A 17,152-nucleotide genomic window follows, 5' to 3' on the forward strand; every position below is an offset into this window, starting at 1 on the left:
TTTATGATTTTGACAAAAAACGATATTGATGAATTCCAAAATATTGTAAAAAAATATGATAAGGTAATTCTTCTTACTGATGACAATGCAAGACGTTGTTGTTTACCATTATTTTCAGATTTGGTAGATACGAATAATTATGTTGTTGTTACTATCTCACATGGTGAAACAAATAAAAATCTGAAAACTGTATCAAAAGTTTTGAAGAAATTAATTGAAAATAATGCTTCACGTCATTCCTTGATGATAAATTTGGGAGGCGGCTTGGTAACTGATATTGGAGGCTTTATTGCATCAATATTTCTCAGAGGAGTGGATTTTGTCAATGTACCTACGACATTGCTTGCAATGACAGATGCTGCAATTGGAGGAAAAACAGGTGTTGATTTTATGAATTATAAAAATCTTGTCGGTAGTTTTGCTGAACCTCAGGCTATTTTGATTATAAATGATTTTCTTATGACATTGCCAAAACGAGAATTGTTGTCAGGTATGGTTGAGATGATTAAATACGGATTTGTCATCGATAAGAAAATGCTTGATTTGTCAAAAGATAACTATACTGATTTCATTATGCCGGCTGTATTCATGAAACAAAGTATTGTTGATTTAGACAAGAGGGATGATTCTGCACGCAAAATATTGAATTTCGGTCATACTGTGGGTCATGCCATAGAGTCATATTTTGTTGAGGATGAGAATTGTTTGTCACATGGCGAATGTGTGGCTCTCGGCATGTACTGTTCACTGTGGCTATCTGTGAAATTGATAGGATTGAACAAAGAAATATTGAAACAATACCGTCAAATATATAACAAGTTTTTTAATAAATTGATTGTAAATGATATGGATATAGACAGACTCATGTCTATAATGACTCACGACAAGAAAAACCATGATGGAGAATATAGGTTTGTATTATTGAAAGGCATGCAGAAGCCTGTAATAGATGTCATGGTTTCTTTTGATGAGGCAAAAAATGCTGTTGATGCTATGTTGAAATGGCAGAAGACATGTCTAAATGATAAATAACATTAAAATATAAAACATTTTGTGTCGATTAAGTTTTTCAGACCTTGAATGATAAAATTATGACAATAACGCCTATTAGAGGAAAAGCAAATGCTAATATTATATTGGATGGAAGTAAAAGCGAGAGCAACAGGGCTTTGATGATAAAGTATTATGGCGCTTTAAGTTCTGAAATTGACAATTTATCTCATTCAGCCGATACAATGTTGCTTAATAACTTGTTGGCTCTTGTTGATAAAAAACATGATTGTGTTACTGTCATTGACTGTGCCAATGCCGGTACGGTATTAAGGTTTATGCTTACAGCATTGACAATGAAAGAAGGTCGTTGGCTGCTGACAGGGGATGAAAGAATGTGCCATCGTCCAATAGGACCACTCGTAGAAGCATTGAGAAGTATTGGAGCATCTGTAACATACAGAGATAATGATGGTTTTCCGCCTTTGATTGTAGAAGGTGCTGTTATCAATGGCGGCAATGTTACTGTTGACACTGATTGCAGCAGTCAGTTCGCCTCTTCATTGTTGCTTGCTGCTCCATTGATGCAAAACGGATTACATGTTCATCTTACGGGAAATCTCAGTTCAATGCCATATATTGATATGACGATAAAAATGATGAATAGTTTCGGTGTCAATGCAGTTCGTGACGGCTTGAATATTACTGTACCGCATTCAAAATATTCTAATGTTGATTATGTCGTCAATCCGGATTGGAGTTCAGCAGCGTTTTGGTATGAGATAATTGCTATTCATGGCGATGCTACCGTTATGTTGGAGAATCTTGACATGTCATCTCCACAGGGTGATATGGCAGTAGCCGATTTTTTTCAACAACTTGGGGTAAATACCATTTGTGGAGAAAACGGTGTCTTGCTGGAACGTAACGAAATGGATGTTAAAAAGATACATTATGACTTTTTGAATACTCCTGATTTGTTTCCTCCTATTGCTGCTACTTGTGCCGCATTGAAAGTTGATGCTGTTTTTACCGGTATTGAAAATGTTACGATTAAAGAATCGGACAGATTGTCAGCTATGACGACGGAGCTGAAAAAGATAGGTGCTGACTTTGAACTATTATCAAAGGATATATTAATAATGAAATCTCCTGAAACATTGCCGGTGTTCGAGCCAGACAATCCTTTGAAATTCAATACTTACCAAGACCACCGTATAGCTATGGCATTAACTCCTCTTTGCTTTAAGATAAATGCAGTACAAATAGATAGCCATAACATTGTAGAAAAATCATACCCCTTGTTTTGGGAGGACTTGTCAAAGAACAAGTTTATAAATATTTCGGATTTATAATCAATCCTATATTATGAATATTCATATTTTGGAAAAATATTTTTTTGTTTAATCGCATTTTGTATAAATTTGCAGAAAAAATATGTCATGACAATAGATTTGTTCGTCTCTTGTATTGTTGATCAGTTTTATCCCTTGACTGCAATGAACGTATTGAAGTTGTTACATGCAGCCGACGTGACTGTGGAATATAATCATGAACAAACATGTTGTGGAAAAATAGCATATCATTCCGGCAATTTGGAGGATGCCAAAGAATTGGGAAAGAAGTTCTTGAAAGATTTTCCCAATAACAGACTTGTCGTTGGTATAGATGCTTCATGTGTGGGTTTTATAAAATCACATTATAAAGATCTGTTTCACAATACAGCTTCTCACTTGGAGTATAAACGTTTGGTTTCCAATATTTATGAATTTACTGATTTTCTTGTTAACAAGTTGAAATTCACAGATTTCAATGCATCATTTCCCCACAGGGTGGTATATCATGACTCCTGTTCATCATTAAGAGAATTAAATCTGAAAGATGAAGGACGTATCTTGTTGTCTCATGTCAAAGGAATACAAATAGTGGATTTGCGTTATCCGGAGATATGTTGCGGTCTCGGAAGAGGAATGTTTTCAATAAAACATCATGCCATTTCTGCAGCAATGACGGGACATAAACTTGAAGATGCAGTGAATTCAGGTGCTGAATATTTTGTCACCAACGACATGGCATGTCTGATGAATCTTGATTGCTATGCAAGAAAACAGAATATAGATATAAAAGTTGTCCATATAGCTGATGTGCTGGCTTCAGGCTGGTAATTCGAAGATTGATAAACATTTATTTCGAGTTTGAGTTTATGCTGCTTTGAAGGTTTATGCAATAGAGAATCTGTAGCAAAATCCTTAAAAACGATATAAAAAATGACATTACAGATTCTGTAATTATGGGAATTGTTCTATAATAATGCCGAAAATATCCAATGAAAGCGATTCTATTGTTGCTTTTTAATCTATATTAAAATAATTAAGATGTTTTTGGAGGACGTGTAAGTTTTAAAGATGCCATATTTATACAAGTGATTTTCAAAATTTTTTAAAATTTTCAAAAATATTATCATCCAGAACCTTTATAAATAAGATTTTCTTATCTTTGCCACTATAAAAAATGAGATTTTGAAGATAGCGGTAAATACACGATTAATGCTCAAAAACAAACTTGAGGGAATCGGCTGGGTGGCATACGAAAATCTCAAACGTATTGTTTTGCAACACCCTGATGTTGAGTTTTATTTTCTTTTTGACAGAGAACCGGATCCCATGTTCGTTTTTGCTGAGAATGTAAAGCCTGTGGTTTTGTTTCCTCAGGCAAGACATCCTTTTTTATATATCATATATTTTGAATTTTCTGTTACAAGAGCATTGCGTAAGATAAAACCGGACTTGTATCTTTCTACGGACGGATATTTGAGTTTAAGAACCAATGTACCACAACTTGCTGTATTTCATGATTTGGGGTTTGAACACTTCCCGGATGACTATCCTCGTCTTGCTTTATGGCATTATAAAAAGTTTTTTCCTCGTTTTGCACACAAGGCAACTCGTCTGATAACGGTGTCTGAGTTTTCAAAACAGGATATTTGCAAATGTTATGGCATTTCTCCTGATAAGATAGATGTGGTGTATAATGGAGCAAATGATGGTTTTGTTCCAGTTGCTGAAGACATAAAAAAGGAGATCAGAGACCATTATTGTAATGGTTATCAATATTTTATGTTTGTTGGGTCTCTTCATCCACGTAAAAATCTTGCACGATTGTTTACTGCATACGATATTTTTAAAAAGAATACCGGTTCGGACGTTAAATTGTTGATAGTAGGGGAGAAACGTTGGTGGACACAGCCTATTGAAAGTGCATACAATGCCATGACACATAATAATGATGTGGTATTTTGTGGACGATTGTCAGCAGATGAGTTGCACAAAGTGACTGCAGCGGCTTTGGCATCAATTTATGTTTCTTATTTTGAGGGCTTCGGAATACCTGTAGTAGAAGCTTTCCGTTGTGATACACCGGTGATAACTTCAAATGTGTCGTCCATGCCTGAGGTTGCCGACAATGCAGCTTTGCTTGTTGATCCTTTTAATGTGGATTCTATAGCTTCTGCCATGCAACAAGTCCTCAATCCTGATGTCAGAGAAGAACTTATACAGAAAGGCAGGGTGAGAAGAAATGATTTCTCATGGGATATGGCGGCAAAAAAATGGTGGAATTGTATGGAAAAAATAGTGAATAAGAATTGTTGAATTAAATTTTGATAAAATGAACGTTTTGGTTATTGGTTCAGGCGGCAGGGAACATGCTTTGGCATGGAAAATCGCTCAAAGCGACAAGGTGAATAATTTGTATATAGCACCGGGTAATGCCGGAACGTGTTCCGTGGGAGAAAATGTTAATATAGATATTTCTGATTTTCAATCTATTAAAACTGTTGTCTTAAAGAATAACATTAACCTTGTGGTAGTTGGTCCCGAACAGCCTCTTGTTGATGGCATAGTGGATTATTTTAAACAAGATAATGAACTTAAAAATGTAAAGATAATAGGTCCGGACAAACGTGGTGCCATGTTGGAGGGTAGCAAGGCTTTCGCCAAACAGTTTATGGAAAAATATTCTATACCTACAGCATCTTGTTTTACCGTCACTGCTGATAATTTTGAAGAAGGTATTCGATATCTTGATTCTCAAAAGCCACCTTTCGTTTTAAAAGCCGATGGCCTCGCAGCAGGAAAAGGCGTTTTGATTGTTAATGACAGAGATGAAGCTTGCACTGAACTCAAAGAAATGTTGTCCGGTAAATTCGGCTCTTCATCGGCAAAAGTGGTTATTGAAACGTTCTTAAAAGGCATTGAAGTATCCGTTTTTGTTCTTACCGATGGAAATGATTATGTCATTTTACCAGAAGCTAAAGATTATAAACGTATTGGCGACGGCGATAAAGGTCTTAATACAGGCGGAATGGGTGCTGTAACTCCGGTGCCTTTTGCCACTTCCAAGTTTATGGAGAAAGTTGAAAACAGAATAATTAAACCTACCATTAACGGTCTTAAGGCTGAGAATATTGATTATAAAGGATTTATCTTCTTCGGCTTGATGAATGTTGGTGGAGACCCTTATGTGATAGAATATAATGTAAGGATGGGAGACCCTGAGACTGAGGGTGTTATGACTTGTATAGATTCCGACTTTGCAGTTTTGCTTGCCGCTTGTGCCGAAGGCAACATCAAAAAAGTAGAGTTCAAAAAGAGTAATGACGTTTCTGTTACCGTCATGTTGGTTTCCGGCGGTTATCCCGAAACATATCGGAAAGGTATGATTATTAAGGGGCTTGATGATATATCTCCTTCCTGTTTCATAGCTCATGCCGGCACAAAACAAAATGAAAATGGAGATATAGTAACTGCCGGCGGCCGTGTTATAGCAGTGACAGCTCATGGTAACAATATAGAAGAAGCAAGAAACAAGGTATATCATAATGTTGAAAAAATAAAATTCGATGGCGTCAACTATCGTCATGACATAGGGATCGACCTTATGAACCTTTAATGTGTCATTATGGTTGTTTTTTTTCAACATAGTTTTCTGAAACAACATCTTGCCATTTTTGCAGTGATGATTTTATTTTGGTTGCCGGGTTTTATCATGCCTCAACAAATCACTGCAACTGAAGATTTGACAATGCCGTTGTATGATCTTGTTGCAAGAATACTCGACCTTTCCCCATACATCATGGAGACAACAGCATTCCTCTTGTTTATGTTGTCAACATTTTTGTTTAATTCCATTCTTACTGCCAATCAGTTGATTGGACGCAATAGTACAATGGGAGCATTGGTATTTATGATGTCGATGTGCTCTTTCAACGCAACTGTATTGTCGCCGTTTATAATGGCTTGTCCTATAATACTTTTGGTATTGCATATCATGTTTATGATAAATCAAACCGAAAAACCGGAGAATTATCTCCTTAATGTGGGAGTACTTCTGTCATTGGCATCATTTATATATACTCCTTCTGCCTATCTGTTGCTATGGGCTGTGTTGTCTCTTTTGTTCACAGGTTTTGATAGTCTTCGGTATTTGTTGTTGCCTGTAACCGGATTTGTTATGCCATATCTTTTGTATGCAGCTTTTTTATACATAAACGGCAATTTGATGTCATACTATTTTGCCTATTCATCTTATTTTAGCGATTTTTCATTAGGATTGCCAAAATTGACAGCAATGGAATGGTGTGTATTTTTGACAAGTGTAATATTGGTATTGTTATCAATGCTAAAAATAAATGTTTTTTCTGCGGACAAACCTGTTCTTGCCAGAAAAAGAATTGAGATAGGCATAATAATGTTGCTTATTGCATTATTCTTGTTTTTCAAGAAAAACTCGACTGTGAATGATTCTGTTTTCTTTGCTGCGGCACCGATTTATTATTCCATGGCATTGTCCAATGTCAATAAGAAAAAGATTATAACTGTTCTTATGTTTATTTTATTAGCTGGATTAATGATAAAACAATATATCGCATTGATTGGAATAGCATGAACTTAAAGGCATTTTATACTGATGAGATGATAGAAGCAGGCTGTGATGAGGCTGGCAGGGGATGTATAGCGGGTCCGGTAGTTGCAGCTGCTGTGATACTAAAGAAAGGCTCCGACTACCCTGAATTGGATGATTCTAAAAAGCTGTCGGAGAAAAAACGTGAGATCCTCAGAGAAATGATAATAAATGAAGCTCTATCTTACGGAGTCGGCATAGTGTCACCGCAGGAAATAGATGAGATAAATATACTTAATGCCTCTTTCCTTGCAATGCATCGCGCCTTGGATGCTTTGTCGGTGAGATTTAATTTGATTCTTGTCGATGGAAACAGATTTGTTCCTTATCATGATATAAGTTTCAAAACTATTGTAGGAGGAGACTCGAAATATCAGTCTATAGCTGCTGCCTCAATTCTTGCAAAAACAACTCGTGACCATTTGATGACGGATTATCATAAAAAATATCCTCATTATAATTGGGCAAATAATAAAGGTTATCCTACTTTGGAACATAAAAATGCAGTGGCTCAATATGGTGTCTCTCCACTCCACAGACTTACTTTCAATATGTCTATCCAACTGAAATTATGGGACTGAAATGTGCTCTCTAATCATATTTGTCATTACGTGTGTTTGTATTTACAAAGATGTTTTGATGAAATAATTTAAAACCACACTCATTGACAGACAACTGCCGGTAAAACAGCAAGTTGTTTAACATGCTTTTATGACATAAAGACTGTCTGAAAATGTTTTTCAATGATGTCTTGGCATTATAAAGCAAAGCATTATCGATAACAAAAGCCGATATTCGCTAAGAGGCGAGTAATATCTTGAAAATAAAAGGTCATGAGATGATTTTTTTTGATTATATAGTAAATCAATGGAAAATTTAACTTATATTTGCAGAATTAATTGTAAAAAACTTTGGAAAATCGGGAAAGATATTGGGATTTACAATGATTTATAATTTTAAAATATTGATAACTAATAAATTATACTATATATGAGTGAAGGATTATATTCAATGGAAGCTAAGGATTTTGACAAGACCTTAGATTTGACAAAAATAAAACCTTATGGAGATACCATGAATGACGGCAAGGTTCAGTTGAGTTTTACACTACCGGTGCCATGTGGCGCTGAAGCTGTAGAGGCTGCAAAATTGATAATGAAGAAAATGGGTCTCGAAAATCCGAGTGTAGTTTATTATAAGGAACTTACTCCAGGTTTCACATTCTTTAATTGTTATGGAAGTTGTTCTCATACAGTCGATTATACTACGATTTATGTCCCGAAGGTCGAATCCAATGTCATGGACATGTATGAAACAGATAAATATATCAAGGAGAATATAGGTCGTAAGATTGTTATAGTCGGAGCAAGTACCGGAACAGATGCTCATACAGTAGGTATAGACGCAATTATGAATATGAAAGGTTATGCCGGACATTACGGATTGGAGCGTTATGAGATGATAGAGGCATATAACCTTGGTAGTCAGGTGCCTAATGAGGAATTTATAGCCAAAGGCATAGAATTGCATGCTGATGCCTTGATAGTGTCACAGACTGTAACACAGAAGGATATTCACATCAAGAATCTCACTAACCTTGTGGAACTTATGGAGGCAGAAGGTCTTAGAGACAAAATGATACTTATCTGCGGAGGTGCGAGAATAACACATGAATTGGCGAAAGAACTTGGCTATGATGCCGGTTTCGGCATGAATACCTATGCCGATGATGTTGCATCGTTCGTAGTACAAGAGATGGTTAAACGAAATATGAAATAAACGTAAAAATTAAAATACAAAAATAGTATGGATAAAAACGAAATGAGAGAAGTTATCGCTAAAAGAGCAGCCAAAGAGCTGCACGATGGCGACGTTGTTAACCTTGGTATAGGTATTCCAACATTGATTCCCAACTATCTTCCTGAGGGAATCACAGTGACGCTTCAATCTGAAAACGGTGCCATGGGCATGGGTGCTACACCGGAAGAAGGAAAAGAAGACAAAAACCTTATCAATGCCGGAGGCGGTTATATCACTCTCAACCCCGGAGCTTCGACATTCGATTCCGCAACATCTTTCGCCATCATTCGTGGTGGTCATGTCAATGTTTCATTGCTCGGCGCTTTGCAAGTTGATGAGAAAGGCAATCTTGCCAATTGGATCATTCCCGGTAAGATGGCTCCGGGTATGGGTGGCGCCATGGACCTCGTGGTAGGCGCCAAACGCGTTATCCTCGCAATGGAACATACTCAGAAAGGTTCACCTAAAATATTGAAAAAATGCAACTTGCCTCTTACTGCTGCTGGACAAGTCAATATGATTATCACTGAAATGGGTGTTATGGAGATTACTCCAGAAGGTATTGTGCTTACTGAAATACACCCGGAATTTACAGTAGAACAGGTGCAGGCTGCCACTGAAGCGACACTTATTATTTCTCCGAACCTGAAGTCGATGATAGATTGATGACCATGGAATATAAGTTCTTGAAAAGCGAGTTAAAAGATAATGGTATATGTATATTGACAATATCAGCGCCAAAGTCTCTTAATGCTTTGAATTCAACAATATTGTCCGAAATTGATGATTTCGTCAGCAATATTGACTTGTCGAAAAACAGAGTGCTTATAGTAACAGGCGATGGTGAAAAAGCCTTTGTGGCAGGTGCCGATATTTCTGAGATGAGAGATATGGACGACGCTCAGGCACTTGAATTTGCAAGACGTGGAGCCAATGCTTTTAAAAAACTCGAAGATCTCAACATCCCTGTCATTGCTGCTGTCAATGGTTTTGCTTTGGGCGGCGGTTGTGAGATTGCAATGGCTTGCGACATACGTATCGCCTCTTCTAATGCTAAATTTGGACAACCGGAAGTGGGTCTCGGCATAATACCGGGATTCTCAGGCACCTATCGTCTTCCTAAATTGGTTGGACCGGCTTATGCCAAAGAATTGATATTCACAGGCAAAGTCATTGATGCTCAAGAAGCTCTACGTATAGGCCTTGTCAATGCTGTTTGTGAACAGTCTGAACTTATTGATATGGCTGTCAAAATGGCAGAGCAGATGCTTAAAAATGCTCCACTCGCTATTGCTGCTTCCAAAAGATGTATCAATGATGGTTATGACTTGTCTGCAAAAGAAGCAATGGCTCTCGAGAATGTATATTTTTCACGCTGTTTTGCTACAGAAGACCAGAAAAATGGCATGACAGCTTTTTTATCAAAACAAAAAGCAGTATTTAAAGGAAAATAAATTAAAAAAATACTATCATGAAAATCTATGTAATAGGTACAGGAACAATGGGTTCTGGTGTCGTTCAGGCTTTTGCCCAGGCAAACCAACCCGTAGTTATGAAAAGCAGAACTCAGGCTTCGTTGGATAAAGCCGTCGCTAAAATATCGAAATCATTGGCGAAATTGGTCGATAAAGGTAAAGTGACTCAGGATTATATGGATGCCACTTTGGCAAATATCTCGACAACAACAGATTATGCCACTTTTGCTGACGCTGACCTCGTTATCGAAGCTGCATCAGAAGATATGAATCTGAAAAAAGAAGTGTTCACAGAGCTTGACAAGATTTGTAAACCGGAAACCATTTTCGCTACAAATACATCGTCACTGTCGATAACAGAGATTGCTGCTTGTACTAATCGTCCTGACAGATTTATCGGTATGCATTTCTTCAATCCGGCACCCGTGATGAAACTTGTAGAGGTTATTAAGGGACAGAAAACTTCCGATGATGTCTGTAACAGGATTATGGAACTGTCGTCTGCCATTGGGAAGACTCCTGTCATGGTGAAAGAAGCTCCCGGTTTTGTGGTGAACCGTATCCTTATCCCTTTAGTGAATGAAGGAATAGGTATTTATGCTGATGGCATTGCAAGTGTGGAAGATATTGACAACGCCATGAAACTCGGTGCCAACCATCCTATGGGTCCTCTCGCTTTAGGAGACCTCATCGGACTTGATGTTTGTCTCGCAATAATGGAAGTGTTACACAATGAGTTCGGAGATGATAAATACAGACCTCATCCGCTTCTTCGTAAAATGGTAAGAGCCGGTTTGCTCGGAAGAAAAACAGGTGAGGGATTTTATAAATATTGATGAAAAGGTATTGTAAAATTTGAGATGTCATATCAGATGCTGAGATGTGCATGACAAATTCTTAATTGACACATCTCAACATCATTTTTAAATGACACTCCAAAAAATAACAGAAATGGATTTTAGCTATTCAAAGACAGAAGAATTGTTTTTGCAGATGATAAGATCATTTGCAGAAAACGAAGTCAAGCCTTTGGCAGCCGAAGTTGACGAACAGGAACGTTTTCCGGAAGAAACCGTCAAGAAGATGGCAGAATTGGGTTTGATGGGTATTCCGGTTCCTAAACAGTATGGCGGTGCCGGCGGTACAGTACAAATGTATATCATGGCAGTAGAGGAACTTTCAAGAGTATGTGCCACTACCGGCGTTATCCTTTCAGCCCATACATCATTGTGCGTTGCTCCTATATTGGAAAACGGCACAGAAGAACAAAAAATGAGGTATTTGCCAAAACTCGCGTCCGGCGAATGGATAGGCGCTTTCGGTCTTACTGAACCTAATGCAGGTACCGATGCCGCAATGCAACAGACAACAGCTGTGGATGCTGGGGATAAATGGATACTCAACGGATCCAAGATATTTATTACCAACGCTGCTTATGCCAATGTCTTTATCGTCATGGCTATGACCGATAAATCAAAAGGTACTAAAGGCATCTCGGCTTTTATTGTGGAAAGAGGATACAAGGGATTTTCAATAGGTAAAAAAGAGTTGAAGATGGGTATTCGTGGTTCAGCAACCTGTGAGCTGATATTTGAAAACTGCGAGGTGCCGAAAGAAAACCTGCTTGGCGAGCTCGGCAAAGGCTTCAGCATAGCCATGAAGACTCTCGATGGTGGTCGTATTGGCATAGCATCGCAAGCTCTCGGTATAGCTCAGGGAGCTATGGATGAGACGGTGAAATATACCAAGGAACGTAAACAGTTTGGCAAATCAATATCATCATTCCAGAATACACAGTTCCAAATGGCAGATCTTAAGACCAAAGTGGAGGCTGCTCGTTTGTTGGTACGTAGTGCAGCATGGAAAAAAGATATGAAATTGCCTTATTCTGCTGATGCGGCAATGGCAAAATTGTTCGCAGCAGAAACAGCAATGGAAGTGACAACAAAAGCAGTACAATTCCATGGCGGTTATGGATATACACGTGAATATCCGGTGGAACGTATGATGCGTGACGCCAAGATTACTGAAATATATGAAGGTACTTCTGAAGTACAAAGAATGGTTATTGCAGGTCATTTATTTAAATAGGAGGGAGGCAGCATGAATATTATAGTATGTATTAAACAGGTTCCTGATACTACAGAAATTAAAATAGATCCGGTAAAAGGCACATTGATACGTGACGGAGTGCCGAGTATCATGAATCCGGATGACAAAGGTGGCCTTGAATTAGCTCTTCGTATGAAAGACCAATATGGTGCTCATGTGACTGTAATAACCATGGGACCGGCACAAGCAGATGTGATACTTCGCGAGGCTTTCGCTATGGGCGTTGACAGAGCCATATTGCTCAGCGACCGTAAATTTGCCGGTGCCGATACTCTGGCAACATCCTATGCCTTGGCAGGCGCCATCAAAACTTTAGACTATGACCTCATTATAGCAGGGCGTCAGGCCATAGACGGCGATACGGCTCAGGTGGGACCTGAAATGGCTGAACATCTCGGACTTCCTCAAGTGTCATACGTCATTGATGCTGAGAAAACCGACCATGGTACTTTTATTGTGAAAAAAGAAAATGAAGACAGCACTCAAATACTCGAGGTGGAGGGTAAATGTGTCCTTACAGTACTCGCTTCTGCATTCAAGGCTCGTTATATGAATGTTGCGGGCATAGTAGAGGCTTACTCCAAAGAGGTTGAAGTATGGGGTGCCGACAAAATCGATGTCGATGAGTCTAAACTCGGTCTCAAAGGTTCGCCTACCAAGGTGTTCAAATCATTCCCTAAAGCCATGAAGGCTCCGGGAGAAATACATGAGGTTAGCGAAGAAGAAGCAGTGGAAATTATTGTTAGAAAACTTAAAGAGAAACATATCATCTAAAAGTTAAAGTCATGGATAAGAAAGATTATAAAAATGTATATGTGTTCGCGGAACAACGCGGTGGAGTGATTCAGTCCGTTGCTTATGAACTTTTAGGTAAAGCACGTGACCTCGCTGATGCTCTCGGAGAAAAGGTGGTGGTGCTTCTTCTCGGAAGCGACATTAAAAATCAAGCTCAGAATCTTATCGAGATGGGTGCCGACGAAGTAATAGTTTCCGACAGCCCGGAACTTAAAGATTATCTTACAGAACAGTATTCTCAAGTCGTTTATCAGATTATTCAAAATAACAAACCTAATATCGTTCTCTTCGGTGCAACTACAATAGGCCGTGACCTCGCTCCTCGTCTCGCTTCGAGACTTAAGACCGGTCTTACTGCTGATTGTACACGTCTCGAGATAGAGGAAAAAGAGGATACCCATGAAAAAGAATTCCGTATGACGCGTCCTGCATTTGGAGGTAATTTGATGGCTACTATTATATGTCCGGACAATCGCCCTCAGATGTCAACAGTACGTCCGGGTGTTATGCAAAAACATGTCCGCGAAATTGGAAGACAAGGTGTCGTCACAATGTTCGAACCCAACTTCGACAAGAGTAAATTTAAGGTTAAACTTTTGGAAACCAACATGAATTGTAAATGCTCCGACGATATTGCCGATGCCAAGATACTCGTTTCAGGCGGTCGTGGAGTTCATGACAGAGAGGGTTTCGACAAATTACAAAATCTTGCCGACGTACTCGGCGGTATGGTAGCTTCTTCGCGCGCAATGGTGGACGCCGGTGTAATGGACCACTGCTATCAGGTGGGACAGACGGGTAAGACGGTACGTCCTAATTTGTATATGGCTTGCGGTATCTCAGGCGCCATTCAACATCTCGCCGGCATGGAGGAATCGGATTATATCATCGCTATCAATAAAGATAAATATGCTCCTATTTTCAGTGCAGCAGACCTCGGTATTGTTGGCGACCTCCATAAAATCGTGCCCATGCTTACAGAACGTTTGAAAAAAGAAATGGAAAAATAACACTTTGTTATTAACATAAAACTTTCTGTTATACATAAACATCTTGATGTTTTAAGAAAAAGAGTTCGGTGTTTGTCCGGACTCTTTGCTTTTAAATACTCGTGTATAATTATTTTATGACTTGTATAGTTGAAAATCATAAAAATAGCAAGTGTAATATTGACGATATATTTATTAAAGTCTTTACAAATTGTCATTAGTTGTAAGATACAATGACATATTATGATTTTCATTAAAAAACATTTTTTTATTGATAGAATAAGATGATAAATTTGATAGGAATATTTCCATTAAATCATGCCTGAAAACTATAAAAAATGCCAAAAAAGTTGTATGCAACCTTTTAATGAAATGAAAATTTTTATTACTTTTGCTATTTGAAATAATGATAGGAAATTAGAATATGGAAGAACAATTTGAAGGCGAAAGAATCGTACCTATTAACATTGAGAATCACATGAAGACATCATATATCGACTATTCCATGTCGGTAATTGTCGCTCGTGCACTTCCTGATGTGAGAGATGGTTTGAAGCCTGTACATCGTAGAATTTTGTATGGCATGTTGGATATGGGAGTTTTGTCGAATAGACCATATAAAAAATCTGCAAAAGTAGTAGGAGAAGTGTTGGGAAAATATCATCCGCATGGAGACTATTCTGTATATGATGCTATGGTACGTTTGGCACAGGACTGGAACATGCGTTATCCGCTTATAGACGGACAAGGTAATTTCGGTTCCATAGATGCCGACCCACCTGCGGCAATGCGATATACAGAGGCAAGGTTGAGAAAACTCGCCGAGGAGATGCTTGTCGATTTGGACAAGGAAACTGTCGATTTCCAGAATAACTACGATGATTCCGAGACTGAACCTACAGTGTTACCTGCATTGATACCCAATCTTTTAGTCAATGGAGCAAGCGGTATAGCTGTCGGTATGGCAACGAATATGCCTCCTCATAATCTCTCAGAAGTCATAGACGGTATTATTGCGTATATAGATAACAGAGATATTACAATAGCAGAACTGATGCAGTATATCAAGGCTCCGGATTTTCCAACCGGAGGGATAATATACGGTTACGAGGGTGTTCGTGATGCTTTCGAAACAGGGCATGGTCGCATCGTTCTTAGAGGTGAAACAACAATAGAAGAACATAACGGACATGAACGTATTATAGCGACATCGGTGCCTTATCAGACCAATAAAGCCGACATGATAAAGAAAACGGCAGACCTTATCAACGAGAAAAAACTCGAAGGTATTGCTGATATCCGTGATGAATCAGATCGTAAAGGTCTTCGTATAGTGTATGAACTTAAACGCGATGCCGTGTCGAGCGTGGTGCTGAATAAATTGTATCAAATGACAGGTTTGCAGAGTGCATACAGCGTTAATAATGTTGCTTTGGTCAATGGTCGTCCTCATACACTTAACTTGAAACAATTGATAAAGTATTATGTCGATCATCGTCATGAGGTTGTGATACGTCGTACGGAACACGATTTGAGAGAAGCGGAAAAACGCGCACATATACTTGAAGGTCTTGCCAGAGCTTTGGATATTGTTGATGAGATTATTGCTACTATCAGAGCATGTAAAGGAGGTCAGGCAGAGGCCAAACAGGCTATCATGACGGCTTTCGGATTCGATGACATTCAGGCTTCAGCTATAGTCGCTTTCCGTTTGGGTCAATTGGCAGGTCTGGAAATAAAAAAGATAATGGATGAGTTGGATGAAGTCCATAAAACCATCTCGAAACTGAAGGAAATTCTCGCCGACGAAAGTATTCAGTTCGATATTATAAAAACTGAACTGCTTGCAATTAAAGAAAAATACGGCGATGATAGAAAAACAAGCATTGTCCACACCGCTGACGACTTTAAAATTGAAGACCTTATAGCAGATGACCCGGTCGTCGTTACCATATCGCATCTTAATTATATAAAACGTACCAATTTGAGCGAATACAGAAGACAGAGTAGGGGTGGCAAGGGCTCAAAAGGATCAGACGCCAGAGAAGAAGACTTCATAGAACAATTATTTGTTGCCACTAACCATAATTATATGCTGTTCTTTACCGAGAAGGGTAAGTGCTTCTGGCTCAGAGTGTTTGAAATACCGGAAGGTACCAAGACAAGCAAGGGTAGAGCAATACAGAATCTTATCAATCTGGATCCAGACGATAAAGTCAAGGCTTGCCTGAATATTCCTACATTGAAAGATGAGGAGTTTATCAATAACAATTTTATAATTCTTGCAACGAAAAAAGGTATTATCAAGAAGACGAGCCTTGAAGCTTATTCGCGTCCACGTGCCAATGGTATTATAGCTTTAACTATAAGAGATGATGATGAACTTCTCGAGGCAAGACTTACAACCGGCAAACAGGAGGTGTTGATGGCATTGCGTTCAGGCAGAGCTATACGCTTTAATGAGAGTACTGTTCGTCCTATGGGCAGAACGGCATCAGGAGTGAGAGGCGTGACTTTGGCAGACGATAATGACGAGGTGGTCGGAATGATTTGCGTTGAAGATGATAATACCAGCATACTCGTGGTATCGGAAAAAGGATTCGGTAAACGTTCCGACTTGGCTGATTATCGTATCACCAACCGTGGAGGCAAAGGTGTCAAAACTATTAATATCACTGACAAAACCGGTACTCTTATAGCAATAAAAGATGTTAACGACGGAGATGATCTTATGATTATCAACAAGTCGGGAATACTTATCAGAATAGCTGTAAGTACTTTAAGAATAGTCGGAAGAGCAACACAGGGTGTCAAACTTATTGATTTGCGTGATAACGATTCTATTGCAGCCGTGACAAAGGTAGAAGCCGACAATATAGGAACAGATGATAATAATGTTGAAAATATCGAGGAACCGAAAGATTATTTTAAAGATGATGTTCCAAAGACTGAATAGAATAGATTTCGGTATAATATTTGTTAGTAGAATATAGATTTGTATATTGAATTTGAATATGAATTATTTAAGTA

General features: G+C 38.5%; 15 protein-coding genes. All 15 read left to right on the forward strand.

Annotated elements, in window-relative coordinates:
- Positions 1–3: 3 nt before the first annotated feature.
- Positions 4–1,032 carry a 3-dehydroquinate synthase gene (gene aroB / locus ACZOVS_RS01815; RefSeq protein ID WP_483995527.1) on the forward strand — a complete coding sequence of 343 codons (1,029 nt, stop codon included), beginning with the start codon at positions 4–6 and terminating at the stop codon, positions 1,030–1,032.
- Between the two features lie 59 nt (positions 1,033–1,091).
- Complete coding sequence (gene aroA, locus ACZOVS_RS01820; protein ID WP_483995528.1) at positions 1,092–2,345, forward strand: 3-phosphoshikimate 1-carboxyvinyltransferase; 1,254 nt, start codon at positions 1,092–1,094, stop codon at positions 2,343–2,345.
- A gap of 87 nt (positions 2,346–2,432) precedes the next feature.
- Entirely contained in the window at positions 2,433–3,155 is a 723-nt protein-coding gene (locus tag ACZOVS_RS01825; RefSeq protein ID WP_483995529.1) for a (Fe-S)-binding protein, read from the forward strand.
- A 354-nt stretch (positions 3,156–3,509) separates the two neighbouring features.
- Positions 3,510–4,640 (forward strand): glycosyltransferase family 4 protein, encoded by a 1,131-nt coding sequence (locus ACZOVS_RS01830; protein WP_483995530.1) that lies wholly within the window; start codon positions 3,510–3,512, stop codon positions 4,638–4,640.
- A gap of 16 nt (positions 4,641–4,656) precedes the next feature.
- Positions 4,657–5,940, forward strand: coding sequence for a phosphoribosylamine--glycine ligase (gene purD / locus ACZOVS_RS01835; protein WP_483995531.1), 1,284 nt, complete (start codon positions 4,657–4,659; stop codon positions 5,938–5,940).
- A 9-nt stretch (positions 5,941–5,949) separates the two neighbouring features.
- A complete protein-coding gene (locus tag ACZOVS_RS01840) occupies positions 5,950–6,936 on the forward strand; it encodes a hypothetical protein (protein ID WP_483995532.1) in 987 nt (328 codons plus the stop codon).
- Entirely contained in the window at positions 6,933–7,532 is a 600-nt protein-coding gene (locus ACZOVS_RS01845; protein ID WP_483995533.1) for a ribonuclease HII, read from the forward strand. The genes ACZOVS_RS01840 and ACZOVS_RS01845 overlap by 4 nt, the downstream gene beginning before the upstream one ends.
- A gap of 409 nt (positions 7,533–7,941) precedes the next feature.
- Entirely contained in the window at positions 7,942–8,730 is a 789-nt protein-coding gene (gene kamE / locus ACZOVS_RS01850) for a lysine 5,6-aminomutase subunit beta (protein WP_483995534.1), read from the forward strand.
- 27 nt (positions 8,731–8,757) lie between these two features.
- The gene (locus ACZOVS_RS01855) at positions 8,758–9,417 is read left to right on the forward strand and encodes a 3-oxoacid CoA-transferase subunit B (protein WP_483995535.1); all 660 of its coding nucleotides are present in this window, start codon (positions 8,758–8,760) and stop codon (positions 9,415–9,417) included.
- 5 nt (positions 9,418–9,422) lie between these two features.
- Positions 9,423–10,205, forward strand: coding sequence for an enoyl-CoA hydratase-related protein (locus ACZOVS_RS01860; RefSeq protein ID WP_483995536.1), 783 nt, complete (start codon positions 9,423–9,425; stop codon positions 10,203–10,205).
- Positions 10,206–10,222: 17 nt separating this feature from the next.
- Complete coding sequence (locus ACZOVS_RS01865) at positions 10,223–11,062, forward strand: 3-hydroxybutyryl-CoA dehydrogenase (RefSeq protein WP_483995537.1); 840 nt, start codon at positions 10,223–10,225, stop codon at positions 11,060–11,062.
- A gap of 115 nt (positions 11,063–11,177) precedes the next feature.
- Positions 11,178–12,317 carry an acyl-CoA dehydrogenase gene (locus ACZOVS_RS01870; protein WP_483995538.1) on the forward strand — a complete coding sequence of 380 codons (1,140 nt, stop codon included), beginning with the start codon at positions 11,178–11,180 and terminating at the stop codon, positions 12,315–12,317.
- A gap of 12 nt (positions 12,318–12,329) precedes the next feature.
- Positions 12,330–13,112 carry an electron transfer flavoprotein subunit beta/FixA family protein gene (locus ACZOVS_RS01875; RefSeq protein WP_483995539.1) on the forward strand — a complete coding sequence of 261 codons (783 nt, stop codon included), beginning with the start codon at positions 12,330–12,332 and terminating at the stop codon, positions 13,110–13,112.
- A gap of 11 nt (positions 13,113–13,123) precedes the next feature.
- Entirely contained in the window at positions 13,124–14,143 is a 1,020-nt protein-coding gene (locus tag ACZOVS_RS01880) for an electron transfer flavoprotein subunit alpha/FixB family protein (RefSeq protein WP_483995540.1), read from the forward strand.
- 403 nt (positions 14,144–14,546) lie between these two features.
- Positions 14,547–17,078 carry a DNA gyrase subunit A gene (gyrA, locus tag ACZOVS_RS01885; RefSeq protein ID WP_483995541.1) on the forward strand — a complete coding sequence of 844 codons (2,532 nt, stop codon included), beginning with the start codon at positions 14,547–14,549 and terminating at the stop codon, positions 17,076–17,078.
- The last annotated feature ends 74 nt before the right edge of the window (positions 17,079–17,152 follow it).

Source organism: Candidatus Limimorpha avicola (assembly GCF_056978975.1).

Excerpts from the sequence above, each read along its gene's own strand:
- ACZOVS_RS01825 (WP_483995529.1), top strand. The coding sequence starts at position 2,433 with ATGACAATAGATTTGTTCGTCTCTTGTATTGTTGATCAGTTTTATCCC.
- ACZOVS_RS01845 (WP_483995533.1), top strand. The coding sequence starts at position 6,933 with ATGAACTTAAAGGCATTTTATACTGATGAGATGATAGAAGCAGGCTGT.
- ACZOVS_RS01855 (WP_483995535.1), top strand. The coding sequence starts at position 8,758 with ATGGATAAAAACGAAATGAGAGAAGTTATCGCTAAAAGAGCAGCCAAA.
- gyrA (WP_483995541.1), top strand. The coding sequence starts at position 14,547 with ATGGAAGAACAATTTGAAGGCGAAAGAATCGTACCTATTAACATTGAG.
- ACZOVS_RS01860 (WP_483995536.1), top strand. The coding sequence starts at position 9,423 with ATGGAATATAAGTTCTTGAAAAGCGAGTTAAAAGATAATGGTATATGT.
- aroA (WP_483995528.1), top strand. The coding sequence starts at position 1,092 with ATGACAATAACGCCTATTAGAGGAAAAGCAAATGCTAATATTATATTG.
- ACZOVS_RS01870 (WP_483995538.1), top strand. The coding sequence starts at position 11,178 with ATGGATTTTAGCTATTCAAAGACAGAAGAATTGTTTTTGCAGATGATA.
- ACZOVS_RS01865 (WP_483995537.1), top strand. The coding sequence starts at position 10,223 with ATGAAAATCTATGTAATAGGTACAGGAACAATGGGTTCTGGTGTCGTT.
- aroB (WP_483995527.1), top strand. The coding sequence starts at position 4 with ATGATTTTGACAAAAAACGATATTGATGAATTCCAAAATATTGTAAAA.
- purD (WP_483995531.1), top strand. The coding sequence starts at position 4,657 with ATGAACGTTTTGGTTATTGGTTCAGGCGGCAGGGAACATGCTTTGGCA.
- ACZOVS_RS01880 (WP_483995540.1), top strand. The coding sequence starts at position 13,124 with ATGGATAAGAAAGATTATAAAAATGTATATGTGTTCGCGGAACAACGC.
- kamE (WP_483995534.1), top strand. The coding sequence starts at position 7,942 with ATGAGTGAAGGATTATATTCAATGGAAGCTAAGGATTTTGACAAGACC.
- ACZOVS_RS01875 (WP_483995539.1), top strand. The coding sequence starts at position 12,330 with ATGAATATTATAGTATGTATTAAACAGGTTCCTGATACTACAGAAATT.
- ACZOVS_RS01840 (WP_483995532.1), top strand. The coding sequence starts at position 5,950 with ATGGTTGTTTTTTTTCAACATAGTTTTCTGAAACAACATCTTGCCATT.